Origin of the sequence: Microbacterium protaetiae, from assembly GCF_004135285.1 — a bacterium.
In the GTDB taxonomy this organism is placed as follows: domain Bacteria; phylum Actinomycetota; class Actinomycetes; order Actinomycetales; family Microbacteriaceae; genus Microbacterium; species Microbacterium protaetiae.
Genome location: NZ_CP035494.1, coordinates 1,793,846 through 1,817,525, shown reverse-complemented (window position 1 = coordinate 1,817,525; position 23,680 = coordinate 1,793,846). Strand labels below are relative to the sequence as shown.

The following is a 23,680-nucleotide window of genomic DNA, read 5'->3' as shown; positions in this document are numbered from 1 at the left end:
GCCGCCCTTACGCCGTCGCGGGACGCGGAGGCAGGCTCGGGCGGCGGCGGTGCGATTTCTCGGTGGACTCGGGCTCCACCGCGGCGGCCACTCCGACCTCGCTGCGCCGCGGAACCTCGATGGGCGGCAGTGCCGACACCGGACGATCGTCGCTGGAGAGCCACTGCGGGCGCTCGGGCAGCTTCGTCACGTCGCTGAAGATCTCGGCGATCTCGGTGTGGTCGAGGGTCTCTTTCTCAAGCAGCGCGAGGGCCAGCTTGTCGAGCACCTCTCGGTTCGCGTTGAGCACCTCGTAGGCCTCGTTGTGCGCCTGTTCGAGAAGCACCCGCACCTGCTCGTCGACGGTCTCGGCGATCGAGTCGGAGAAGTCGCGCCCGTGACCCATGTCACGACCCATGAACACCTCACCCGACGACTGACCCAGCTTGACCGGGCCGATGGCCGAGGTCATGCCGTACTCGGTGACCATCTTGCGGGCGATGTCGGTGGCCTTCTCGATGTCGTTGGCAGCCCCGCTGGTCGGGTCGTGGAACACGATCTCTTCGGCGACGCGGCCACCCATGGCCCACGCGAGCTGGTCCTGCAGCTCGTTGCGGGTGATGGAGTACTTGTCTTCCAGCGGCATCACCATGGTGTAGCCCAGGGCCTTGCCACGGGGCAGGATCGTGATCTTCGTGACCGGGTCGGAGTGGTTCAGCGCCGCGGCGGTGAGGGCGTGGCCGCCCTCGTGGTAGGCGGTGATGAGCTTCTCCTTGTCCTTCATGACGCGGGTGCGTCGCTGCGGACCGGCGATGACGCGGTCGATGGCCTCGTCGAGCGCGCGGTTGTCGATCAGCTGCGCGTTCGAACGCGCCGTCAGCAGCGCCGCCTCGTTGAGCACGTTGGCCAGGTCGGCACCGGTGAAGCCCGGGGTCTTGCGGGCGACGACCTCGAGGTCGACGCCGTCGGCCAGCGGCTTGCCGCGGCCGTGCACCTGCAGAATCTTCAGGCGCCCGGCCATGTCGGGGGCGTCCACGCCGATCTGCCGGTCGAAGCGGCCCGGGCGCAGCAGCGCCGGGTCGAGGATGTCGGGACGGTTGGTGGCCGCGATGACGATGACGTTCACCTTGGGGTCGAAGCCGTCCATTTCGACGAGCATCTGGTTCAGCGTCTGCTCGCGCTCATCGTGCCCGCCACCCATGCCGGCGCCGCGGTGTCGGCCGACGGCGTCGATCTCGTCGATGAAGATGATCGACGGCGCGTTCTCCTTGGCCTGGTTGAAAAGGTCGCGCACGCGGCTGGCGCCCACGCCCACGAACATCTCCACGAAGTCCGAACCCGAGATGGAGTAGAAAGGCACGCCCGCTTCGCCGGCGACCGCCCGGGCCAGCAGCGTCTTGCCCGTTCCGGGAGGGCCGTACAGCAGCACGCCCTTGGGGATGCGGGCGCCCACGGCCTGGAACTTGGCCGGGTCCTTCAGGAAGTCTTTGATCTCCTGCAGCTCTTCGATGGCCTCGTCGGCACCGGCCACATCGCCGAAGGTGACCGTCGGCGACTCTTTCGAGACGAGTTTGGCCCGCGATTTGCCGAACTGCATGACTTTGCCGCCGCCGCCGTTGGCCGAGGCCAGCAGAATCCAGAACAGCACACCCATCAGCAGGATCGGCACCAGGAGCGTCAGGAAGCCGTCGAACCAGCTCGCCTTCGGCACGGCGTCGTTGAAGCCGTCCTTGGGCGATGCCGCATCGATCGCCTGCACGACCTGGTCGGCACGGGCCTCGACGTAGTAGAACTGCACGTCGGTGGCGCCCTCGTATGCCGTCGACAGCTGCATGTCGACGCGCTGATCGCCGTCGGTGTTGACGATCTTCGTGACGGTGCCGCCCTTGAGCAGGGTCAACCCCTGCTGTGTCGTGATCTGCTTGGCTCCGCTCAGACTGGAGATGAGCGAGAACCCCACGATCAGCAGAACCCCGATCAGCAGGACATACAGCAGCGGGTTGCGGGTGATCTTCTTGAAGTCCATGGTGCGGGGGCGGCCCCCGAGCCCTTTCGTCGCCGTCCGCCCTCTCGCGGACTTTCGTTTCAGGGTATCGCGCACCACCAAGCCTGGTCTGTGCATTCGCCCATGGCGTACAGGCGGCATCCCACCCCCGGTCGTCGCGCCGCGCTGCGGCATCCCGCCCCCGGTCGTCGCGCCGCGCTGCGGCATCCACCCCCGGTCGTTGAGCGAGCGCTGCGGCATCCCGCCCCCGGTCGGCGCGCCGCGCTGCGGCATCCACCCCCGGTCGTTGAGCGAGCGGCGCAGCCGCGAGTCGAAACGCCTCAGCTGTACACGTGCGGCGCCAGCACCGCGACATCCCGCACGTTGCGGTACCGCTCGTCGTAGTCGAGGCCATACCCGATCACGAACTCATTCGGGATGTCGAACCCGATGTACTTGCTGTCCACCTGCACCTTGGCGGCGTCGGGCTTGCGCAGCAGGGCGAAAACCTCGACCGAGGCGGCGCCGCGCGAGGCGAAGTTCTCCAGCAGCCAGCTCAGCGTCAGGCCCGAGTCGATGATGTCCTCGACGATGAGCACATGCCGATCGTGGATGTCGGTATCGAGGTCTTTGCGAATCTGCACGACGCCGCTCGACTTGGTGCCGCTGCCGTACGAAGAGACGGCCATCCAGTCCATCGGCACGTTGTAGGGCAGCGCCCGGGCGAAATCGGCCATCACCATCACGGCGCCTTTCAGCACGCCGACCAGCAGCAGATCTTTGCCCTCGTAGTCGGATGCCACTTGCGCAGCGATCTCGCGGAGCTTCTCCTGAATCTGCTCCTCGGTGACGAGGATGGTCGTGATCTGATCGGAGATGTCCGTCGCCCGCATACGTCGAGTGTACGGGGCGATCGCCGGCCGTCGCAGGGAAAGCGTGCGGCGGGCGCGTCGGCGGTCGCTGAGCGAGTACCCGCCCCTGCGCGAGCTCCGCACCGGTCGTTGAGCGAGCGCAGCGAGTCGAAACGACCCATTCGCCCACTCCAGCTCGGGGCCGCTCGGTCACTCCCCCGCGGCGGTGAATACAATCCGCGCGCCGACGCGTCGTGCCGCGCATCCGGGCAGGTCGATCGGTCCCTGCCCTGCCCAATCGGTGACCAGCCGAGCGACCTCGAGCGTCTGCGCGCGGCTCAGGCTCTGCCCGAATTCGCTGGCCACCACATGGCGGATGATCCGATGCCGCAGCGCGGCGGGATTGGCCGCCAGCGCCGGCACCGAAACCGAGATGCCCGCCTCGGCGTGCTCCACAATGTCTTCGATCGTCTCGTCGACCATGTCGGCGAAGGCCGCGGCATCCTCCCGCGCCTGCTCGGCGGTGCGCGCCAGCGCTTCGGCGATGCCCGGCCCGAGTTCGGCTTCGAGCACCGGCAGCACCCGCTCGCGCACGCGCACGCGCGCATAAGAAGGGTCGGCGTTCTGGGGATCGTCCCACGGCTCGAGCCCCTGCGCGGCGCACGCGGCGCGGGTCGTGGCACGCCCCAGAGCGAGGAAGGGCCGCAGCAGCGGCATCCCCTCAAGAAGGGATGCCGCAGCCATCCCCTGCAGGCTTGCGGCGCCCGATCCGCGGGCCAGACCCAGCAGGACCGTCTCTGCCTGGTCGTCGAGCGTGTGCGCGACGAGCACCGCGGCGGCGTCGACCTCGCGCGCGACGCGAGCCAGCGCGGCGTAGCGCGCCGTCCGCGCCGCGGCCTCGGGGCCGCCCGCCGAACCGACATCGACGCGCTCGATGCGCGCGTCCATGCCGAGGCCCTCCGCCTGACGGGCGGCGGCTTCGGCGACCTCGGCCGAGCCGGACTGCAGACCGTGATCGACAGTCGCGCTGATCAGCGTCATCCCGAGCTTGGGCGCCTCGAACGCCGTGGCCGCGGCGAGCGCGAGCGAGTCGGCGCCTCCGGAGAGCGCGACCACGACCGCGCCGGGACGCACATCAGCCAGCGCCGTGCGCACGGCGAGCCGGGTCTGGGCGACGGCGGGGTCGAGGCTCGGGCGATGCTCCACCGTCTCACCGTAGCGCCGCGCGCGCCCCTCTTCCGCGCGGCGAGGAAGCTCGCGCTACTTCAATCCGCGTCCGCTACCCGATTCTGCATCCGCTGCCCGATTTCGCGCCCGCGTCCCGATTTCGCGCCCGCGTCCCGAATCCGCATCCGCGCACCGATTCCGCATCCGCGCCCCCATTCCGCATCCGCGCCCCCATTCCGCACGGCCAGATCGCTCGCGCTATCCCAATCCGCGTCCGCGCATGCAAATCACAATCGCGAACGCAGAATCGAGCAGCGCGAGCCAAGACGACGCCCCCAGCACGCAGCCCGCGCTACCCCGCCCTGCATCCGCGCGCCCATTCCGCGCCCGCGCCTCGATTCCGCATCCGCGCCCCCATCCCGCGTCCGCGCACCGATTCCACGACCGCGCCTCCCTTCTGCACGGCCAGATCACTCGCGCTACCCCAATCCGCGTTCGCGCATGCAAATCACAAGCGCGAACGCGGAATCGAGCAGCGCGAGCCAAGACGACACCCGAGCGCTCAACTCGCGCTACCCCGTTCTGCGCCCGCGCCCCCGTTCCGCATCCGCGCCCGCGCCCCCACTCCGCATCCGCGCCCCCATCCCGCATCCGCGCCCCCATCCCGCATCCGCGCACCCATCCCGCATCCGCGCGCCCACTCCGCGTCCGCGCCCCGAATCCGCACGACCAGATCGCTCGCGCTACCCCAATCCGCATCCGCGCATGCAAATCACACGCGCGAACGCAGAATCGAGCAGCGCGAGCCAAGACGACGCACCCGTGCTCGCGACGCCACCCACCCGACTAGGCTGGTCCGCGGAATTCCCGTCATCGAAGGAGCACAGCATGGGCGCGTACGACGCCGTCATCGAGATCCCGCGCGGCAGCCGCGTGAAGTACGAGGTCGACCACGAGACCGGAAACGTCCATCTCGACCGCATCCTGTTCACCTCGTTCGGCTATCCGGCCGACTACGGCTTCTTCGACCACACCTTGGGTGAGGACGGCGACCCGCTCGACGTGCTCCTTCTGCTCGACCAGACGCTGTTCCCGGGTGTGCATGTGAGTGTTCGACCGGTCGGCGTGCTACACATGACCGATGAGGCCGGCGGCGACGACAAGGTTGTCGCGGTGATCGCGAAGGACCCGCGCTGGGCGCACATCCAGGATGTCGGCGACATTCCCGAGCACACGAAGAAGGAGATCTCGCACTTCTTCGAGCACTACAAGGATCTCGAAGAGGGCAAGTGGGTCAAGGTCGATGTGTGGGGCGACGCCGCCGAGGCCGAGCGCCTGGTCGCCGAGGCCGCCGCGCGCTTCGAGCACTGACACCGAATGCAAGAGGGGGTGGATGCTGCGGCATCCACCCCCTCTTCGTCTGTGTTCGTCAGACCGAGATTCCGCGCTTGGCCATGAACGGGATGGGGTTCGTGGTGCCACCGTTCACGTACACCTCGAAGTGCAAGTGGCAGCCGAACGAGTTGCCGGTGTTGCCTTCGCTGGCGATGACCTGACCCATGCTCACATGCTGGCCGTAACGGACGAAGATGCCACCCTGGCGAATGTGGCCGTAGCCGGTGGCGATGCCGCCGCCGTGGTCGATCTTCACGTAGTAGCCGTACCCGCCGTTGTATCCGGCATAGACAACGGTGCCCGAGTGCGCGGCGTAGATGTTGCTGCTGCAACTGTCGGCGAGGTCGACGCCCTCATGGAAGCCACTCGCGCAGTATCCGTTGCCGCACTGCACCGTGCGCGGACCATAACCCGAGCTCTGCCAGCCGCCGTTGGGCCGGCACCAGCCCGACGAACTACCGCCCGCACTCGCACTTGACCCGCCACCGCTTGAACTGCTCTGGTTCTTCTTGGCCGCGGCCGCCGCGGCGGCGGCCGCCTTGCGCCGCTCTTCGGCTTCACGTCGCTTGCGCGCCTCTTCGGCCTTGCGGCGCGCTTCGACGCCCTCCTGGTACTTGACGACGGTCTTCGCCGTCGTGTCATGCAGGGCCGAGAGCTGCGCCTCGAGGTCGTCGAGGTGCGAGTCCTGCGCCGCGACGGCGGCTTCGGCGGCGTCGGCTGCTTGCTGAGCCGCGACCATCTTCTGCTCGGCGATCTTCTGCAGCTTGTCACGCTCTTCGCGCTGCTCTTTCGCCTGGTCGCTGAGGCTCTGCGCCGAGTCGCGGGCCGAGACCGCCTCGGCGTAGACGGCTTGGTTCGCATCGAGCAGCTTGTCCATCGTGCCCAGGCGGGCCAGCAGATCGTCGGCGTTGGCCGCCGATCCAGAGAGGAAGAGCTCGAGCGACGCGCTGTCGCCGCCCTTGCGATACAACTGCGCGGCGACGCGGCCGGCCTTGTCTGCGGCATCCTTCGCCGTCGCCGCCTGCTTGTCGGCTTGATTCTGCAAATCGTCGGCGCGGCGTGCTGCGTCAAGATAGGCCTGCTGGGCCTCGTAATACTCGTCGCCGGCCTTTTCGGCGGCGGCCTGCGCCTGCGCGGACGCGACCTTCAGGTTCTGGATCAGCGTTTCGATCCGGCTGATCTCAGCCTTCTTCGCCGACTCGTTGCTCTTCGCCTTCTGCACGTCGTCCCACGAGGGGTAGTCGGCGGCATACGCGGCCGGAATGCGCGGAGCGGCGGCGACACCGAGCGCTGCGACACCGAGAACACCCAATGCCAGGGCGCTGCGCCGCGTGACCATGCCGGGATTGTTCGGCCACAGGGTGCGGCGTTCGCGCTCCGAGGGTGCGCAGTCGCATTCCTCGAGGTCTGTCGATCGCTCGTCGATCACCCCGGCCTCCTCTCGCACCGCGCGTCGGGATGCACGGCACAGGTTCTCCCACGGTAGCAACATCTTTCACAGATGCAACACCCTTCACAGAATGGCGTGCTATCGAGGACAGTTGTTCCCATGATGCGCCCGCGCGGGCTCTGGCGAAAGAACCCGGCGCGCGGGTCGCCCGATCCGATCTCGTCGACGATTGGCGATTCCGCTCGGAATCTCTTATGCTTGAGCGTCGGCAAGCGTGAGACCAAGCCTGCGAGGGCGAGGATTCATCCGGCCCCATCGTTTAGCGGCCTAGGACGCCGCCCTTTCACGGCGGTAGCACGGGTTCGAATCCCGTTGGGGTCACTCTTCCGATACAATTTCATAGTTCTGGCCCTGTAGCGCAGCTGGTTAGCGTGCCGCCCTGTCACGGCGGAGGTCGCGGGTTCAAGTCCCGTCAGGGTCGCTCTCAGCGACGGGCCCTTTTCGAAGGGCCTTTCGTCTAGGAGGCGGCAGCTGTTTGAATGGATGCCGCATGGCTCTGTAGCTCAGTTGGTAGAGCGCACGACTGAAAATCGTGAGGTCACGGGATCGACGCCCGTCGGAGCCACAAGGACCATCATTACAATGGTCCCAGAAACCCTCGCCTAGCTTCTACATGGCGGGGGTTTTGCTTTGCCCTGGTGAGACCTGATTTCGCCCCGGCCGTTGAGCGAGCGCAGCGAGACGAAACGTCCCAACCAGCCGCATTCAGGGCGCTTTCGAACCTCTGTTTCGACGTCTGTGCCGGGAGTGTGCCGGGAGCTCCTGCTGGCCAGCTCCGGACCGCGCGGCCGCGTCCACGAGCGAACCGAGGGACAGCGGCCGCGCCTCCCTGTCGGGCAGCTGCCTGACGACCCACACGCCGACACGCACCTCGAGTACACACATGCGCGAGAGGATCTGCCTGCGGCGGCTGTCGTTCTCGCTCTTGAAGTGCAGGCGCCGTTGCCCGGGAAGCAGGAGTCCCCGCAGCGCGCGCTCGGAGTCTCGAACATCGCCAACCGCCGCCGCGGTGGCCACCACGTAGTAGCCGAGGGCCTTCGACTCGTCGACATACACGCGGTCGCCGGCACGGAAAGTCACCGGACCACCGTAACCGCGTCCTCCCCCACCGACCGCGGACACCGGCGACGACGATGGCAAGGCGCGCCCGTAGAACCGCGCTCCATTCTCACTCGTCCCGCTCAGAGGGAAGAAGACCCTGCGTCTCGCTAAGCGGACATCACGGTGTCACCACATCAGGGCTCCACGCCGGGGCGCGACAGCGAGGGATCTCCAAACGGGCAGTGTGCGTGAGAGGGGCCGCTTCGTGCCCGCGAGCGCGCGCTATCCGGCGTGGCTCGGACCAGGACAGTTGACGGTTCGGACGGAAGGTACGGGATGCCCAGCCGTGGAGGTTGAGAAGCCAGGCGTCGATTCTTGTCACCAGGCGCCGATGGCCGTCCGCGGTGGGCGGGATCTGATCATCCGGGCGAGGAAGAATGCGCCCACCAGGCAGCCGATCGCCAGGATCCAGCCGACGTACGGGACGACGAGGAGGATGAGGGCGATGATAGCGGCGACGATCCACACCCCCTTTGCAGAGTTGGCTGCCGGAGCGGCTGGCACGACTGCCGGTTTTGCGTAGGCGCTGGGCAGCTGTCTAGTGACCTCTCTTGGAAGGACAGGGACGATGCTCGGAGCGCCGTCGAGCCACTCGTCGCTGATGTCGGTTGCACGAGGGAGCGACAATGTGATTTCTGCGGCCACGCGAGAGCCGGTGAGCTGACCCCACACAGCCGTCTGGAGTCCGCGAGCGCGCTGGGCGTCGATGAGTGGTAGAGCGTTCTTTGAGGTTGTCGGTGACAGTTCGCCGATAACCTCGCCGTCGAGAACGACGGTAGCGACACTCTTGATCCCGTTCCGGGTCTCGACGTCACGGCGCTCAAGCGTGAAGAGCAACTCCGCCACACTGCGCGGCGACAGATACGCGGTCAAGTAGTCAAGGTGCTGGTCCTCTCCAGTGACCTGGATCCTCCGACCGCGCGGAACGATCGTGTACGGACCAGACGGCGGGTGGTTGTCGGGGAAGATTTCGGTCGGTGCGGGGAGCGCGATTCGTATGGCGCACTTGAGTTCGGGGCCACGCCTTGTGTTCCTCGTCACAGCCCAGATCCGAGTCGCAACGACAGGGACCAGGCCGCGCCGCACGATGCCGGCGATGAACGGCTGGACTACTCCCGCGACTTCCGCGCTCACGTAGCCGAGACTGTGAATCCTCCAATCCGAACGGCAACGGCGTTTCGGTCATGGGGATTGTCGGGTTCAGGGACGAGTTCGGCGACCGTCATTTCGATGACCTCCTGGTCAAGACCAGGCCGAGATCCGAGCGCGGCGACGATCTGGGCCTCCCGGTAGGCCTCGCCCACGATGTCGACAATCGGCCCGGAGGGGGACGAGATGTCCACCCGTGGAAGCTCGGGAGCGTAGGACAGCGGCTGCAATCCTTCCCGCGCTGGCCAGAACGTCTGATGCCAGCGCCGGCCGTCCCACCATTGACGGAATCCGTCGCGCGTGTCGGTTGGGTACCACCCTGCCGTAGCCGACTTCTTGACAACTTGCGTCATTGCACTCCCCAAATCAGCTTGCTCCCCAGAGGCCGGCTCACCCATTGCCAGACACGCCGCACCATTGACCTCACCCTAGATGAGTGAGTCCGATTGGCTGATCGTCGTTGATCGGCGTGGGCGCTGTTAACGAGGGGCGGAGGGTGTTAACCCCAATGTGTGAAAACCGAGCTCAACACCCTCCTTGTCACACTCTACGTGCACCTCGATGACCGGATTCTCCCGGCGCTCGGGTTCACCAGGGACCACCGGCCGGGTCGTAAGCCCGCGCTCAACGATGTCGAGTTGCTGTGTCTACTGGTCGCGCAGCACCTGCTGGGCATCGCGTCCGACAGGAAGTGGATCCGTTACGCCCGCGCACACCTGCGGGGCATGTTCCCGAACCTGCCCGCCCAGTCCGGGTGGGGCAAACGCGTCCGTCAGGCGACCGGACTGCTCTCCGCTGTGATCACCGAGCTGGCCCGCGATACCCCTACCTTCGGTGAGGTGACCCGGCTTGTCGATTCCACACCGGTCCCTTGCGGCAAGTCCCGGGAGACAGTGAAACGCTCCGATCTGGCCGGGCATGCCGGCTACGGGTACTGCGCCTCCCACTCCCGGTTCTTCTGGGGATTCCGGCTCTACCTGATCTGCACGCCAGAGGGATGCCGATCATCTGGGGGCTGGCCAACCCGAAGATCGGAGAGCGAGAAGTCACCGAGCAGCTGCTGCGTCACGATCGGCACCTGATCGCACCCGGGCAGGTGATCGTCGGCGACAAGGGCTTCGCCGGCCGCCAGTTTGAGACGTTCGTCACCGAGGAGCTGGGCGCTCACCTGATCCGTCCAGACCGTAAGGACGAGCACAAACGTTTCGGGAAACTCGGCGGCATCCGGCAATGGGTCGAGTCCGTGTTCGACACATTGAAGGGCCAGCTCACACTCGAAGAACACGGCGGCCGAACCGTCGCCGGCGTCTACTCCCGCGTCGCGGCCCGCCTACTCGCCCTCGCCGCCGGCATCTGGCACAACTGGCTCACAGGCGCACCCTCAAAGAGATCCCTCATCGCCTACGACCACTAAAGACAATCGGACTCACTCATCTAGAGGACCCGGGCGCGCGCTTTGATGCAGGTATGACGAGGGTGAGGATCGCGACGACATGGCGAAGGTGAAGGCGGCGGGCCACGGAATCCCGGAGTGGGCACGCCCTCACGACGATGCGCCCGTAGATCTGTGGCCAGACATCTCGAAGCTGCCTACCCAGCGAGCGGTGGCCGTCCTCGCCGCTGCGCGGCGCTCACGCCCTGAGGACTATCTCGCAGTCGTGAACGGACTCCGATGGGCGACGACGGGTGACATGACGTCGGCGTGGTCCTTCATGGCGGTATGAGTGGCCATGCTCGCACTCGTCTTCGCCGCGCTCACCGCGCTCAGCCCATGGGCCCTGATCGCCGTATTTCTCTTCTTCGTCCTATTCACCGTAATGCTCAACCACATCGCGCGCCTCGTGTCGGACCACTCGGACCGGAGACGACACGCGGAAGTCTGGCTCGCAGCGCTCGAAGACGCGAATCGTTCGAGGCACCGCCGCACATACCGATGGCGATAGCGCGAGCACGGTCGTCGACACCCGGCCCACCACTCTTACCGTGCTCGTCGACTGGCCAGCAAACGATCGCATCGGGCCGACGATCCTCAAACGGGCACTGCGCGTGAGCGGGGCGTTGCGGGCGGACGATAGGCGCGCGATTGGCTTTCAGCTATCGGACAGATTCGTCGGCTGACGGTCGAGGACGCCGCCGCGGAGTTGTTCCGACGGCCTCTCATCCTGTGACGGTTCGCCTATCGACTTCTCGATGTCCGCCATGAGCATGTACATGACGCGTCCGCCGTGTGGCACCATCTTGAAGCCGTATTTCTCGTAAAATCTCGCCGCCGACTCGTTGAGTGCATGGACGATTAGCGCACGCGAGCCGACGATCCGCGCAGCGGTGACAGCCTTGCTGAGGGCGTCTTGCAGGAGCGATCGGCCGAGGCCGAGGCCTTCGTACTGCGTGTCCACCGCGAGCCGCCCTATCAGAATGACCGGGATCGGGTTGGGCGAGTTCTTCTTGAGTACCGCGTTCGCGTCCTCGTGCACGAGCGCGCTCGCACACATGCAGTAGTAGCCGGCGACGAGACCCGTATCGAGGTCGATCGAAACGAATGTTCGGGAGTTTCCCGCACGTTCGTTGCTGAGCGCGCGGTCACGCAGCCAAGCGTTCAGTGACTCTTCGGACGACTGGAATTCCCGCACCGGGTCCGTGCCGAGGGGTGCCCGCGGCGTTGAGAGCCGGGTCAATCCTCAAACACCGACGGCTTGCGGAAGAGTTCCTTTAGTCCTGCAAGTGACTGCGCGGGCTGGTCCAGTACTTCGTTGAAGGCTTCCCATGCGTCGTCTGACATGCGAAGTTCTCGCTGCCGCCGAATCACATCGGTCGCTTCCGCGACGAGTAGGGGTACTGAGAACTCCGTAACAGTGCGCCCTTCGATGCTCGCGGCCTGCTCAATCTCCCGCTTCTGTGAACTTGAGAGCCGCAGCTCGAGCCTGCTGTCCTTAGTTGCGGTAGACATACCAGTCACTGTACGGCAATTTTCCGTACGTTTCTAGAGAGAGGTCCGTAGCTGACTGCACAGCGTCGATGCGGAAGTGCGCCGCACAATCGGGTCCGCGCCGGCGGCGCGTGCGAACGTCGCCGAGAATCTCGACGCGACCATCGGGCGGACAGCGCGCGGAGAGGCGCGGCCCACTGCCGCCAACCTGCGGAGCAGGAGTATCAGTACTCGAAGTTCACCGCGCGCTCCCACTCCTCGGACACGCGCCGGTAGTACTCCATGTACTCCGTCCGTGGGAGCCGGTAGCTGCGCACATCATCCTCGAAGAATCGAACGTCAAAGCTGCTTTGGATCCAGTGGGCGGCGTTCCCGAGAACCGGGCCAGTGATCAACGACTCCACGTCATCGAGAGTGGCGGTGATATCGGCGAAGCGCTCGTCGTCGTAGTGGTCCATTCCAAAGTCGGGCCACGACCGCAAGCCGGTCCTCGAACGCGCGGCTCCCCTGTCTTCACCGTTCAGCGCCCACGGCGTTGGATAGGTGCCCGTAAAGCCCGCCCGCCTTTGTGACCGGCGGCGGCACCCTTAACGAACCGCCGCGCCAGCGACGGATCGGTGCGGGCATGAGCGGAGTGGCGTGCGCGACCGAGGTTCCGCTGGCCCGAAGGCCTATTCCCCGATCTGTGCCGGGAATGTGCGGGGACCCCCACCGAAACGATGATGACTAACGAGGGCCAATGAGCACTCGACGCGCGGGATCACGCGACCAATGAGAATCAACGAGTACCAATGAGGCCATCGAAACTAACTGAAAATCGTGAGGTCACGGGATCGACGCCCGTCGGAGCCACACGGACCATCATTACAATGGTCCCAGAAACCCTCGCCTAGCTTCTACATGGCGGGGGTTTTGCTTTGCCCTGGTGAGGGGTGATTTTCTCGCTGGCGCACACGGCTCGGATCCCGCGGTCGTTGAGCGAGCGGAGCGAGACGAAACGAACTCGCCAGGGGCGTTTGCGCCGGCCTGAGGCCGGTCGCGGCTCATTCTGCGTTGAGATCGGCAGGCGGATGCACGTCAGGGCAGTCAGCGAGACAGCATCCGCAGATCGGATGCTCGATGCGTCCGGCATCCGCTTCGTTCTCGCATGCGCACCGTGAACACGCGCACATCGTTCCCCGCGCCGGCAACCCCAGATCGGCACGCTGGGCATCATCGAGCTCGCTACTAAAGGCCACCTCGTAGATCACCCCGTCGATCTCAATGCTCTCGTCGCCCTGATTTTTCATAACCGGCCAGTTTAGCGCGGGATGATCTCATCGATTCATGCGGCCAGTGCTTCGAGTTCCACTTTACCGAGGCGCAGAGCCACCTCACCGTGGTGCACGCGCCTGATCGCCACTTGGGCCCCGAGACCATTCGAGATGACGGTTATTTCCTGAGTCGTCGCGCCGTTCGACCCCCGCGCCTTCCAGCTTCGACGGCGACGAGGTGATCTCCTGCAACATTGCCCCTCCCTTCGCACCGAACATCCCACCGAGTGCCGACTACGCCGCGGGGACCCCCGCGATCTTGTCGAAGTGAGCTATCCGTACGCTTCCCCACATGCGCACCACGTTCGACGCCAAGCAGATGCTGCCTACATCTACCTCGTCCCCGACATCGAGCCAGGACGCTCGGTGCGGAACGTCGTGGCGGAGAGCCCGACGGGATCGATGAAGGTGCTGGACTTCGATCTCGACGACATCCGCCTCGGTGTCGAGGTCCTCGATGCGAGCAGTGTCATTGACGCGTCGTTCCTGGCGAGTACCGAGAGGCTCGACCAGGAGTCGTAGTCGTCGTCGGACGACGGACTCATCGCGTGGCGAGAGCGCTATCGCGAGGGTGTACCGGCACCGGTAATGTCAGCCCTCACCCATACGGTGGGGGTATGGCGACCGAGCTGATTCCTGACGACTACGCGGCCACTCTTGAGGAGCTGAAGCGGCAGGTGCACGCCGCGCGCCTACGGGTGCAGCGCGCGGCCAACACCGAGCTGCTACGACTGTGGTGGAACATCGGGCAGACAATCCGCACTCTCAAGAGCAGGCCGCGTGGGGCGACAAGATTCTCACCAGGTTGGCTGCCGATCTGCGAACCGAGTTCCCCTCGATGAAGGGCTTCTCCCTGACGAACCTGAAGTACATGCGACGATTCGCCGCAACGTGGTCTGAGCCTAATCCACTTGGTCAACGACCCGTTGACCAAGTGCCGTGGGGCCAGGTCATCGACCTCATCACGAAGCTCGACGACCAGCAGCGGCGCGACTGGTACGCAGCGAAGTCTGCCTTCCACGGCTGGAGCAGGCGGTTCCACGACTTACGCCACGCGAACGGAACCTTACGTCCGCGGCGGTAGTCAAGCCGTACGAACGTTGGCAGGTGGGTGGGTGCGTCTGTGTCGGTGACGGACGGTGACCACGTGCGCCTGTACCTGGGCGACTACACCGCGCACAGCGCGCCTTCGAAGTGTTCGTGTCTTGGTGCTAACCCTCTCTGTGACAACAAGTGCGATACCACTGTGAATCCGAACAACCGGCAGGCGCGCCCACGAGACGTCACCTATGTGGGGCTCACGCCAACTCCGGTGCCGAGTAGATCAGCTTCCGCGGACCAGGAGGAGGGAGCACCTCGGGCTGCACCGAATGGGCCGTGACGGGCACTCGGCGGACGAGTACCGCCGGCTGAACGCGCGCTACCGCAGCTCATCGCGACGGCGTATCAGGTACGCCGCTTCGGCGATGTTGCCTGCCAATTCAATGGCCTTGTCGTAAGCGGCACGGGCATCCTGACCGCGGCCCATTCTGCGCAGAAGGTCGGCGCGCGTCGCATGCCAGGCGTGATAGCCGTGCAATGCGTCTTCAAGCCGGTCGACGATGGCGAGGGCGGCTCTCGGACCGTCCACCTCGGCGACCGCGATGGCCCGGTTGAGGGCGACGATCGGCGACGGGTCGAGGCGCGCGAGCTGATCGTAGAGTGCGAGGATCTGCGACCAGTCGGTGTCACCCATCTCGCGGGCGAAGGTGTGCACGGCGCTGATCGCTGCGAGGATCTGGTAGCGACCGGGAACCTCACCGGCTGCCGCAGCGGCAAGGCGCTCGCGCACCAACCGATGGCCCTCGGCAATGAGCGCCGGGTCCCAGGCGCCCCGGTCCTGCTCATCGAGTGGAATCAGTTCGCCGTCTTGGGAGATCCGGGCGGTGCGCCGGGCCTCGTTGAGGATCATCAGCGCCAGCAACCCAGTGACCTCGCCGTCCTGCGGCATGAGAGCGCGGACCAGGCGAGTGAGCCGGATCGCCTCGCTCGTGAGGTCTGCGCGTATCGGGTCGGTGCCTGGACCGGTCGCCAAGTAGCCCTCGTTGAAGACCAGGAACAGCACCGTGAGCACTCCCGAGACGCGGTCGGGCAGATCCGCCGCAGTCGGCATCCGGTACGGGATGCGAGCTACCTTGATCTTGGCCTTGGCGCGGGTTATCCGCTGCCCGATCGTGCTCTCGGAGACAAGGAACGCGCGGGCGATCTCGGCCACGGTCAGGCCGCCGACCATGCGCAGAGTCAGTGCCACCCGGCTCTGAATCGCCAACGCTGGATGGCAGCAGATGAAGATCAACCGCAGCCGGTCGTCGCCGATGGCACCGATCGGCTCGGGCAGCTCGTCATCGAACATCGCCTGAGCCTCCCTGTGCTTGCCGGCACGTTGGCTCTCGCGCCGGAGCCGATCGATACCTTTGCGGTTAGCGGTGGTGGTGAGCCACGCACCCGGATTGGGCGGCACACCGTCGGTCGGCCATCGAGCGACCGCGGTCGCAAAGGCCTCGGCCGCCGCCTCCTCGGCGAGGTCGAGATTGCCGAACCGCCGTGCCAGACCGGCGACTACGCGGGCCCACTCGCCCCGGTATGCCTGGGTGATGGCGTCCTCGACGTCACTCACTGGAACGGTCGCACCTCGAGCTTGCGGTCACACACCTTCGACGCCTCGGCGGCGAGGGCGAGGGCGACATCCAGATCGGGCGCCTCCCACACCCAGACACCGGCGAGGTACTCCTTCGACTCCACGAAGGGTCCGTCGCTGAACACCGGCCGCTCACCCCTGTTGTCGATCACCGTGGCGGCGTCAGGGTCGGCAAGCCCACCTGCGAACACCCAGTGGCCGCCGGCGATGAGACGCTCGTTGAACTCGCTGATCGCTGGCCGCCTGTCCGTACTGCCGGGATTGCTCTTGTCATCGATCACAGAAACGAAGTACTGCATGCGAGCATCTTCTCCTTCGGTGTGAATAAGCACTCGGGTCGCGCATCAGGCTGACTGCGGGCCCGCGGGATGCGCCAGATCGTAGGCGCGGGAGACCTTCGCGGGAACGACCATGCGCCAGGCATCGACGACGAGTTCGCGGGCCTCGGCCGCCTCCAGGGCCGCGAGGTCGGCGTGGACCCAGTTGAAGCGCAGGTCTGAGTGCGAGGGCATTTGGAACTTGCGCGGATTTCCCCCGACGAGAGCTTCCCGCTCTTCCTTGGGGAAGGCGAACCCCATCACCCTCTCGTCGTCGGAGAACGCGACGTAGACCATCTGACCGACGCGGAATTTCAACCGCCCGCGCACGTAGGCATGGTAGGAGCGCTCCAACTCCGCGCCCAGCGCTCGAACGTCCTCGATGTCCGCCATGTTCACAGCCTCTCAGTCGGTTCCGACACGGGGCGATCCGCTCCGGTCTTCGGTCGTGCCGCCATTGCCCTGTGTCACTCCGTCGAGGGATGGTCGTGAGCTCCATCGTTGTTCGCCATCGCTTCGGCGCCCACGCATTGGGCACCTCTCAACCACTCAACGAACGACTCCGCCCGGATCCGACAACACAGATCCGCATCCGATGAAGCGGGATGCCGCGGGCGCCGCGTGAAGATTCCGAGCGAGGTCGCCGCCCCGTCGGCGCCATCCTGTGCGAGATCGGACGATGAGCATCTCGCTGGCTGTTCCGCCGATGAACGTTATGACGGACGCGATGGAGGCTCGCTGTCAGCCGACCCCTTCCTCCGCTTCCCCCAGCGCCGAGCGCCACTCTGGACGGAGACCATCGTGTCGCCGCCGCGCGAGTTCTGCACAGATTCCGCGCTCGCGTGATCGCAGTCGAAAACAGTCTTTCTGTTCGCGCTCCTTCTCGATGCCATCCAACTCGACGAGAAGCTCTCGGATGGTGGCAGTCCGAAGGCCATCACGCGGTGATTGCTCGTACACGTCCATGGCGACCGACCTTCACTTGTTCGACGAACGTAGCTCGGGCGTTCCGAGACCAGAAGGGGCTTGCCAACGGCGTAGTGGCAATGTACGCGGCCGAACCGTTCCTCAGGTCTCGTCAAGGTCAGCTCGGCCGGAGGTACGCGCCGTCTCTGGCGAGGCCGCGCCGCCGATGCCGCCTGCGCGCACCGACGAGAAGCACCAGCCCCGCGACAACCACGACCCAGGTCGCCATCCCTCCGCACACGCACGGTACCGACGGCGGGCACGACGCGACGGCGAAAGCGTGCGGCATCCTGCACTTTCGCCTTCAGCGCGGCCACGTCGTCAGCCAGTTCGGCGCGGGCCCGCTCGACGTCGGTCATCGACTCTGTCGTCATGCCGATCCAGGGTCGTTCCAGCTCGTTCTGCCATCGCACGTTCACACTGAGACCTCCGCCCGTCAGCTCACCCGAAAGCGTGCGACGTCGTTCTCGCGCAGGGTGAGCCCGGTGCCGGGCGCAGTGCCGTCCAACACCAGCATCCCGCCCCGCGGGTCGAGCACGCCGTCGAAGAACAGCGTCTCGATCCGCACGTGGTCGTGGAACCATTCCAGATGGCGCAGATTCGGTGTCGCCGCCGCCACATGCGCGTGCAGGTGCGGGCTGCAGTGCGCCGACACGTCGAGCCCATAGGATGCCGCGACCGCGGCACCCCGCAACCACTCTGTGATTCCGCCGCAGCGCGAGGCGTCGATCTGCAGACAGTCCACGGCCTGTGCCTGGCACATGCGACGGAAGTACACGAGGTCGAAACCGTACTCGCCGGCGGCGACGTCGGCATCGATGGCATTGCGTACCTCGCGAAGCCCCGCAAGATCGTCGGAGCTGACCGGTTCTTCGAACCATCGCACGTCGAGGTCGGCCGCCGCATGCGCGAGCCGGATGGCCTGCTTGCGGGCGTAGGCGCCGTTGGCGTCCACATACAGCTCGGCGGTCGGGCCGATCACCTCCCGCGCTTGCCGCATGCGTTGCAGGTCGCGCCGCACCTCGGTGCCCCACGATTGCCCGATCTTGATCTTCACCCGAGGAATGCCCTCGTCGTGCACCCAGCCGCCGAGCTGCTCGGCCAGCCTCCGGTCGGAATAGGTCGTGAATCCGCCGCTCCCATAGACCGGAACCGTGTCGCGCACCGCGCCCAGCAACCGGTAGAGCGGAACTTCCAGCAGCCGAGCCTTCAGATCCCACAGTGCCGTGTCCACCGCCGAAATGGCGTAGCCGATAGCACCTTGTCGTCCACTGTTGCGCACCGCGTGAACCATCGACTGGAAGCAACGTCCGGTCTCCAGCGCACTGTGACCGACCACGAGCGGCGCCAGGGTACTGCCGATCACGGCACGGCATTGTGCGGCCCCATACGTCCATCCGGTGCCGACAACCCCGCCGGCGTGAGCCTGGACCAACACCATGGTCGTCGAATCCCATGCGATAGTGCCGTCTGCTTCGGGCTCGTCGGTCGGCACGGTGTACGCGTGAACGTCGAGACAATCGATCTGCGGGTCCATCATCCGTGTGACCTCAGTCGTCGCGCTTCTTGTCATGGTGAAGGGTGTCTTTGATGCGCTCGATACCCTCGGTGACCAGTGCTTTGGCGGAGTCGATCAGAACGGTCGGTTCCTCGGGATCGCCCCGCAGCAGCGCTTCGGCGGTGTTCTTGGCGAACTCGAGCGTGATGTGCGGAGGAAGCGGGGGCACGTTCTTGCTCGTATGCGCGTCGATGAGGGTGACCCCGCGGGTGGCGAAGGCGGTGTCCCAGGCGGCGGCGACCTCGTCATCGGTGGTGACATGGATGCCGGTGAACCCGAGCAGCTTCGCCCATCCGGCGTAGTCGACGGATTCGACATCCTGCGATTCGGGCCAGACCGGGTTCGCGTCTTCGGTGCGCATCTCCCACGACACCTGGGTGAGGTCGTTGTTATGCAGCACCATGATGATCAGCTGCGGGTTCTCCCACTCGTGCAGGTACTTCTTGATCGTGATCAGCTCGTTCAGACCGAGCATCTGGAACGCGCCGTCGCCGATCGTGCAGACCACGCACCGCTCGGGGTAGGCGAACTTCGCGGCCGTGGCGTAGGGCATGGCCGCGAGCATGGTGGCCAGGCGGCCGGAGAGGTCGCCCATCATGCCGCGTCGAAGCCGGATGTGGTGCCCATACCAGTCCGCGGTCGAACCAGCATCGGCGGTGACGATCGCCTGCGGCGGCAGGCGCTTGTTGAGCTCGAAATACACCCGACGCGGGTTCACCCCATCGTCGTATTCGACGTGCGCCTGGGCCTCCATCTCCTTCTCCCACGCCGTCATCTCTTCGGCCACCGTGTTCTGCCAGGCCCGATCGGTCTTCTCCTCCAGAAGCGGAATGAGCCCGGTCAGCGTGGATTTCACATCGCCCCACAGGTTCAGCTCGGTGGGATAGCGCAGCCCCATCTGTTCCGGCTTGAGGTCGACCTGAATGGCGCGGGCCTGTCCGCTGGGCGGCAGGAACTGGCTGTAGGGGTAGTTCGTGCCCAGCAGCACGAGCGTGTCGCAGCCGTTCATCTGGTGCACGCTGGGCAGCGAGCCCAGCAGTCCCAACTGCTGGGAGTGATACGGGATGTCGGACGGCACCACCTGCTTTGCCCGAAGTGTGGTGATGATCCCGGCACCGCACAGCTCCGCGGCCTTCAGAACATCATCTGTCGCACCGTTCGCGCCGTGCCCGACGAGGAAGGTCACCCGGCTGCCGGCGTTGATGATGGCCGCAGCCTGACGGATCTGGGCCTCGGGAGGGGTCACGGCGATCGAAGGGGCGACGGCGCTGGAGCGAGACACCCAGTTCGCGGGCTGCAGCTCGGGCATCTCCATCCCCTGCACATCGTGCGGCAGAATGACCACGGCCGGCCCGAGCCGCACCCTCGCGGTGCGGAACGCAGTGTCCACGACAGCCTGCGCCTGCGCGGGTGAGACGACGGTCTGCACGTATACCGCGACGTCCGACAGGGTGCGCTCGAGGTTGCTCTGCTGCTGCGTGAAGGTGCCCAGCGCATCCAGCCCCTGCTGCCCGATGATGGCAACGACCGGCTGGTTGTCCATCTGCGCGTCATACAGCCCGTTGAGCAGATGGAAGGCGCCGGGACTCGAGGTCGCGATGCACACACCCACCTCACCGGTGAACTTGGCGTGAGCTGTCGCCATCAGCGAGCAGATCTCCTCGTGCGTGGGGCGCACGTACTGCAGCCCGTCGTCGGCGCGTTGTGCTGCGCCGAGGGCTCCATCGAACTCGCCGATGCCGTCGCCCGGAAAGGCGAAGACCCGATTGACACCCCACTCTTTGATGCGCTGGATCACGAAGTCGCTCACCGTTGCCATGACTGTCCCTTCTCTCTGCGTCCGTCGCCGTCCGGTGCCCGGACGAAGCGGTCTGCGGCGCGTGCGGCGATCGCCATGATCGTCAGGGCCGGGTTCGCGCTGCCCTGAGTGGGCAGCACGCTCCCGTCGACGATCAGCAGGTTCGGCACCGCGAAGCTGCGGCAGTCGGCGTCCACGACACCTTCTTGCTCGGATGCCGCCATCCGGGCACCTCCGACCAGGTGGGCATAGCGGTCGATGGTCATGACCTCTTCGGCGCCGGCCGCGGTGAGGATGCGCTCCATCACGGCCGTGGCCGCACTGACGAGCGCCTTATCGTTCTCGCTCTGGGTGTAGTCGAATCGGGCAACCGGCGTCCCGTGCCGGTCCTTCTCACCGGCCAGCGTCACCCGGTTCTCCGGCCGCGGCAGGAATTCGCAGAGCGCTCCGAGGCAGGCCCAGTGCACGTAGTCGCTCATATAGTCGCGCAGCGTGGCCCCCCAATGTCCCTGAGCGGCAACGTGCTCGGCCCATGTGATGGGCAACGGCGAGACGGTCTGCAGCGAGAAACCGCGCTTATAGGGCTTGCTCGGGTCGGTCTCGTAGAAGTCCTCGGTGCTGACTTCTGGCGGAGGGCCCTTCCACATCCGCACCTCGGCAGCGAAGCGACCGCCAGTCTGCGGCGCGCCCTGCACCATGAGGTATCGGCCGACCTGGTCGAAGTCGTTGCACAGGCCGTTCGGGAAGCGGTCGGATGTCGAATTCAGCAGCAGCCGCGGCGTCTCGATGGAGTACCCCGCCACGGCCACGGTGCGCGCGCGTTGGAAGCGCTGCACCCCGCGGCGCACATAGTGCACGCCGGTGGCACGGCCGGTCCGCTGGTCGATCTCGATACGAGTGACCATCGAGTCCGGACGCACTTCGGCGCCGTGCGCGAGGGCATCGGGAACGTGCGTGATCAACGGCGACGCCTTGGCATTGACCTTGCATCCCTGTAGGCAGAAGCCGCGGTAGATGCAGTGCGGACGGTTGCCGAAGCGCCCGCTCGTGATCGCCACCGGGCCGACCCTGGTGGCGATGCCGCACGCTTGTGCGCCGCGCTGGAACACTTCGCCGTTGCCCGACACGGGGTGCGGGCTGTACGGGTACGAATGCGGATCTCCCCACGGCCAGTGCTGGCCCGAGACCGGAAGCTCCTCTTCGATCTGCTGGTAGTACGGCTTCAGCTCGGCGTACTCGAACGGCCAGTCGGCACCGACGCCGTCGGTGGACAGTGTGCGGAAGTCGCTCGGGTGAAAGCGGGGCGTGTACCCGGCATAGTGGACCATGGAGCCGCCGACGCCGCGGCCGGAGTTGTTCGACCCCAGGGGAACGGGATCATCGCCGCCGATCTCGCGTGGCTCGGTCCAATAGAGATCGTGCGAGCCCGCCTCGTCACTGACCCAGTCCGTCTCGGGCTCCCAGAACGGCCCGGCATCCATCCCGACGACCGACATCCCCGTCCGCGCCACGCGTTGCAAAAGTGTCGCGCCGCCCGCTCCACAGCCGACGATCACGAGATCGATCTCATCATCGTCATCGAAAGTGCGCATGCCCTCCCGCAGCTCCGGCACGAGCTGCGATCCGGCCGGATTGAGCAACCACGCCGACTCGTTGCGCTCGCGCACCGCACTCATCGTGCATCTCCGCTCGCCCGTCGCGAGGCGACCGGGTCGTGGCGAGGGTGCGCGTCAGCGACCTCAAACGGTTCTCGTTTGTCGAGGCCGAGGTTCTTGTACCCCCGGGGGTAGGCAGGACCGTCGAAGCCGATCTCGTTCCACGCCCACGGGTGCGAATAGAAGGCTGTGCAGGCGTAGCGCGTCCAGAGGCTCCAGACCTGTGCGGCCACCATGCCGTGCCAGCGCTGAGTGCCCAGATCCTGAATCGCCTGCAGCAACGCGGTCTGCTGCGCCCACCGGCATTCGGCGAATGTCACATCGTGCACTGTCCGCGCGTCGGCGTCCAGGCCGGCGAGGGAGTCGCGCCACGCCTGTGCATCCGGGGGCATCGTGCGGTAGTGCCAGCCGTCGGTCTGGTTCTCGGCCAGCCGCGCGTCCACCATCTGCACGACGGGGATGCGCGGCTCGGCGCGCTGAGAGAGGAGTTGATCGAACAGCGCGGATGCCGCTGCCTCCTCTTTTTCCGTGAAGAAGCGGATCGCGGGCTGTCGCCCCAGGCGCCCTTGGACGACCGCGCGCGTCGCATCGTCCCAATGCCGTGCCTGTGTGCTCACGTCGAAGTGGGGATACCGGCCGCCGCCCTGCGACGGCTCGAGGGGAAGAGTGTTCACTTCTCACGCCTCAGAATCGCTGCCAGCAACCCCATCCCGCCGACCAGGGTGACCAGAAGGGGCGCCATCAGGGGCGGGCCCATCTCCATGTTGTAGCGGAAGTTGCGCCAGCCGCCCGGCTTCTGTCTGATCCCCCGGCCATGCAGCCACAGGCCCTGGACCCCGTTGGCGATGATCGTCGCCGACGCGAGCGGCAGCAGCGTCTTCGCCGCCCGCTTACTGCACACTCCCGCGATGCCGGCAACGGCCCCGACAGGTCCGAGCACGATAGGCGCCCACATCCACCGGTTGCCGAAGCTTGCCTTGTCGTGCTCGAAGAAGATCTCGGCGGTGGTCACCAGTGCTCCTGCGGCCGTCAGAGCCGCCAGGCTTCGCTCGAACCGACCGGTGCGCACGTTTCGCAAGAGTCGATCAATGCCGTAGACGGTTTCAGCGATCGGGGCGGCAGAGCTGCGTCGTGACATGGATTCCTCCCGATCCGGGTTGTCCGGGCGTACCCGTGTGCTTGGAGACTGCGCTGGGTGAGGGTCGGTCACAAGGGGGTGGCCAATGGATCGTTCACGGTGTAGACCGCGTGTGAGGCGATCTCCTCCGCCATGCTCGTGGCGCGAAAGCAGACCGCATGCGGGAGCATCCCCGTCATGTCAAGGGCCGAGGTCACTATCGTCGGTGCCATCGCGAGTCGGCTCTCCGGGAAGTCGAGGAGATCGCCGCACCGCT

Annotated in this window: 24 protein-coding genes, 3 tRNA genes and 1 pseudogene; 8 read left to right on the top strand and 20 right to left on the bottom strand. The window is 66.1% G+C overall.

Features of this window, described 5'->3' with window-relative positions; genetic code table 11:
• Positions 1-7: 7 nt before the first annotated feature.
• The 3 genes from ftsH to tilS all read right to left on the bottom strand — a co-directional run bounded on the left by ftsH (position 8) and on the right by tilS (position 4,020).
• Positions 8-2,005: an ATP-dependent zinc metalloprotease FtsH gene (gene ftsH / locus ET475_RS08420; RefSeq protein ID WP_129388536.1), complete on the bottom strand. Its 1,998-nt coding sequence runs from the start codon at positions 2,003-2,005 to the stop codon at positions 8-10.
• Positions 2,006-2,304: 299 nt separating this feature from the next.
• A complete protein-coding gene (hpt, locus tag ET475_RS08415; RefSeq protein ID WP_129388533.1) occupies positions 2,305-2,856 on the bottom strand; it encodes a hypoxanthine phosphoribosyltransferase in 552 nt (183 codons plus the stop codon).
• A gap of 168 nt (positions 2,857-3,024) precedes the next feature.
• On the bottom strand, positions 3,025-4,020 hold the full coding sequence (gene tilS, locus ET475_RS08410; protein WP_129388530.1) for a tRNA lysidine(34) synthetase TilS: 996 nt from the start codon (positions 4,018-4,020) through the stop codon (positions 3,025-3,027).
• Positions 4,021-4,869: 849 nt separating this feature from the next.
• Between tilS and ET475_RS08405 the strand changes: the two genes are divergently transcribed.
• Positions 4,870-5,352 carry an inorganic diphosphatase gene (locus ET475_RS08405; protein WP_129388527.1) on the top strand — a complete coding sequence of 161 codons (483 nt, stop codon included), beginning with the start codon at positions 4,870-4,872 and terminating at the stop codon, positions 5,350-5,352.
• A 58-nt stretch (positions 5,353-5,410) separates the two neighbouring features.
• Here ET475_RS08405 and ET475_RS08400 read toward each other — a convergent pair whose 3' ends face one another.
• Positions 5,411-6,805, bottom strand: a complete 1,395-nt coding sequence (locus tag ET475_RS08400; RefSeq protein ID WP_242497814.1) for a M23 family metallopeptidase — start codon at positions 6,803-6,805, stop codon at positions 5,411-5,413.
• 269 nt (positions 6,806-7,074) lie between these two features.
• On the opposite strand from ET475_RS08400, the gene ET475_RS08395 reads away from it, so the two are divergent.
• The 3 genes from ET475_RS08395 (at position 7,075) to ET475_RS08385 (ending at position 7,391) form a co-directional block, all read left to right on the top strand.
• Positions 7,075-7,147: transfer RNA gene (locus ET475_RS08395), tRNA-Glu, on the top strand.
• A gap of 26 nt (positions 7,148-7,173) precedes the next feature.
• Positions 7,174-7,247, top strand: a tRNA-Asp gene (locus tag ET475_RS08390).
• Positions 7,248-7,318: 71 nt separating this feature from the next.
• Positions 7,319-7,391: transfer RNA gene (locus ET475_RS08385), tRNA-Phe, on the top strand.
• Positions 7,392-7,531: 140 nt separating this feature from the next.
• Here the strand turns inward: ET475_RS08385 and ET475_RS08380 are convergent.
• The 3 genes from ET475_RS08380 to ET475_RS08370 form a co-directional block, all read right to left on the bottom strand.
• Positions 7,532-7,906: a hypothetical protein gene (locus tag ET475_RS08380; RefSeq protein WP_129388521.1), complete on the bottom strand. Its 375-nt coding sequence runs from the start codon at positions 7,904-7,906 to the stop codon at positions 7,532-7,534.
• A 339-nt stretch (positions 7,907-8,245) separates the two neighbouring features.
• Positions 8,246-9,061: a hypothetical protein gene (locus ET475_RS08375; RefSeq protein WP_129388518.1), complete on the bottom strand. Its 816-nt coding sequence runs from the start codon at positions 9,059-9,061 to the stop codon at positions 8,246-8,248.
• Complete coding sequence (locus tag ET475_RS08370; protein WP_129388515.1) at positions 9,058-9,429, bottom strand: hypothetical protein; 372 nt, start codon at positions 9,427-9,429, stop codon at positions 9,058-9,060. Before ET475_RS08370 ends, ET475_RS08375 begins: the two co-directional genes overlap by 4 nt.
• A gap of 159 nt (positions 9,430-9,588) precedes the next feature.
• On the opposite strand from ET475_RS08370, the pseudogene ET475_RS08365 reads away from it, so the two are divergent.
• Positions 9,589-10,490: pseudogene (locus ET475_RS08365) on the top strand (IS982 family transposase).
• A gap of 676 nt (positions 10,491-11,166) precedes the next feature.
• Here the strand turns inward: ET475_RS08365 and ET475_RS08360 are convergent.
• The 4 genes from ET475_RS08360 to ET475_RS08345 form a co-directional block, all read right to left on the bottom strand.
• Complete coding sequence (locus ET475_RS08360) at positions 11,167-11,751, bottom strand: GNAT family N-acetyltransferase (protein WP_129388511.1); 585 nt, start codon at positions 11,749-11,751, stop codon at positions 11,167-11,169.
• Entirely contained in the window at positions 11,748-12,023 is a 276-nt protein-coding gene (locus ET475_RS08355; RefSeq protein WP_129388508.1) for a type II toxin-antitoxin system TacA family antitoxin, read from the bottom strand. The genes ET475_RS08360 and ET475_RS08355 overlap by 4 nt, the downstream gene beginning before the upstream one ends.
• Positions 12,024-12,226: 203 nt before the next feature.
• Positions 12,227-12,460, bottom strand: coding sequence for a hypothetical protein (locus ET475_RS08350; RefSeq protein WP_129388505.1), 234 nt, complete (start codon positions 12,458-12,460; stop codon positions 12,227-12,229).
• A 585-nt stretch (positions 12,461-13,045) separates the two neighbouring features.
• The gene (locus ET475_RS08345) at positions 13,046-13,291 is read right to left on the bottom strand and encodes a hypothetical protein (protein WP_129388500.1); all 246 of its coding nucleotides are present in this window, start codon (positions 13,289-13,291) and stop codon (positions 13,046-13,048) included.
• Between the two features lie 291 nt (positions 13,292-13,582).
• On the opposite strand from ET475_RS08345, the gene ET475_RS08340 reads away from it, so the two are divergent.
• The 3 genes from ET475_RS08340 to ET475_RS18405 all read left to right on the top strand — a co-directional run bounded on the left by ET475_RS08340 (position 13,583) and on the right by ET475_RS18405 (position 14,399).
• Entirely contained in the window at positions 13,583-13,837 is a 255-nt protein-coding gene (locus tag ET475_RS08340) for a DUF2283 domain-containing protein (RefSeq protein ID WP_165310840.1), read from the top strand.
• Positions 13,838-13,932: 95 nt separating this feature from the next.
• Positions 13,933-14,157, top strand: coding sequence for a DUF1016 N-terminal domain-containing protein (locus tag ET475_RS17965; protein ID WP_207205445.1), 225 nt, complete (start codon positions 13,933-13,935; stop codon positions 14,155-14,157).
• On the top strand, positions 14,049-14,399 hold the full coding sequence (locus ET475_RS18405) for a DUF1016 N-terminal domain-containing protein (RefSeq protein ID WP_207205444.1): 351 nt from the start codon (positions 14,049-14,051) through the stop codon (positions 14,397-14,399). The genes ET475_RS17965 and ET475_RS18405 overlap by 109 nt, the downstream gene beginning before the upstream one ends.
• Positions 14,400-14,735: 336 nt before the next feature.
• Here ET475_RS18405 and ET475_RS08330 read toward each other — a convergent pair whose 3' ends face one another.
• The 9 genes from ET475_RS08330 to ET475_RS08295 form a co-directional block, all read right to left on the bottom strand.
• A complete protein-coding gene (locus ET475_RS08330) occupies positions 14,736-15,971 on the bottom strand; it encodes an RNA polymerase sigma factor (protein ID WP_129388494.1) in 1,236 nt (411 codons plus the stop codon).
• Positions 15,968-16,291, bottom strand: coding sequence for a YciI family protein (locus ET475_RS08325; protein ID WP_129388491.1), 324 nt, complete (start codon positions 16,289-16,291; stop codon positions 15,968-15,970). Before ET475_RS08325 ends, ET475_RS08330 begins: the two co-directional genes overlap by 4 nt.
• Before the next feature lie 45 nt (positions 16,292-16,336).
• Positions 16,337-16,702, bottom strand: a complete 366-nt coding sequence (locus ET475_RS08320) for an MmcQ/YjbR family DNA-binding protein (RefSeq protein ID WP_129388488.1) — start codon at positions 16,700-16,702, stop codon at positions 16,337-16,339.
• 348 nt (positions 16,703-17,050) lie between these two features.
• Positions 17,051-17,275: a hypothetical protein gene (locus ET475_RS17830; RefSeq protein WP_165310838.1), complete on the bottom strand. Its 225-nt coding sequence runs from the start codon at positions 17,273-17,275 to the stop codon at positions 17,051-17,053.
• 436 nt (positions 17,276-17,711) lie between these two features.
• Positions 17,712-18,815: an enolase C-terminal domain-like protein gene (locus ET475_RS08315; RefSeq protein WP_129388485.1), complete on the bottom strand. Its 1,104-nt coding sequence runs from the start codon at positions 18,813-18,815 to the stop codon at positions 17,712-17,714.
• Positions 18,816-18,825: 10 nt separating this feature from the next.
• On the bottom strand, positions 18,826-20,652 hold the full coding sequence (locus ET475_RS08310) for a thiamine pyrophosphate-requiring protein (RefSeq protein ID WP_129388482.1): 1,827 nt from the start codon (positions 20,650-20,652) through the stop codon (positions 18,826-18,828).
• Complete coding sequence (locus ET475_RS08305; RefSeq protein ID WP_129388478.1) at positions 20,640-22,307, bottom strand: GMC family oxidoreductase; 1,668 nt, start codon at positions 22,305-22,307, stop codon at positions 20,640-20,642. Before ET475_RS08305 ends, ET475_RS08310 begins: the two co-directional genes overlap by 13 nt.
• The gene (locus ET475_RS08300) at positions 22,304-22,960 is read right to left on the bottom strand and encodes a gluconate 2-dehydrogenase subunit 3 family protein (protein WP_129388475.1); all 657 of its coding nucleotides are present in this window, start codon (positions 22,958-22,960) and stop codon (positions 22,304-22,306) included. Before ET475_RS08300 ends, ET475_RS08305 begins: the two co-directional genes overlap by 4 nt.
• Positions 22,957-23,424, bottom strand: coding sequence for a hypothetical protein (locus tag ET475_RS08295; protein WP_129388472.1), 468 nt, complete (start codon positions 23,422-23,424; stop codon positions 22,957-22,959). Before ET475_RS08295 ends, ET475_RS08300 begins: the two co-directional genes overlap by 4 nt.
• Between the last annotated feature and the right edge of the window lie 256 nt (positions 23,425-23,680).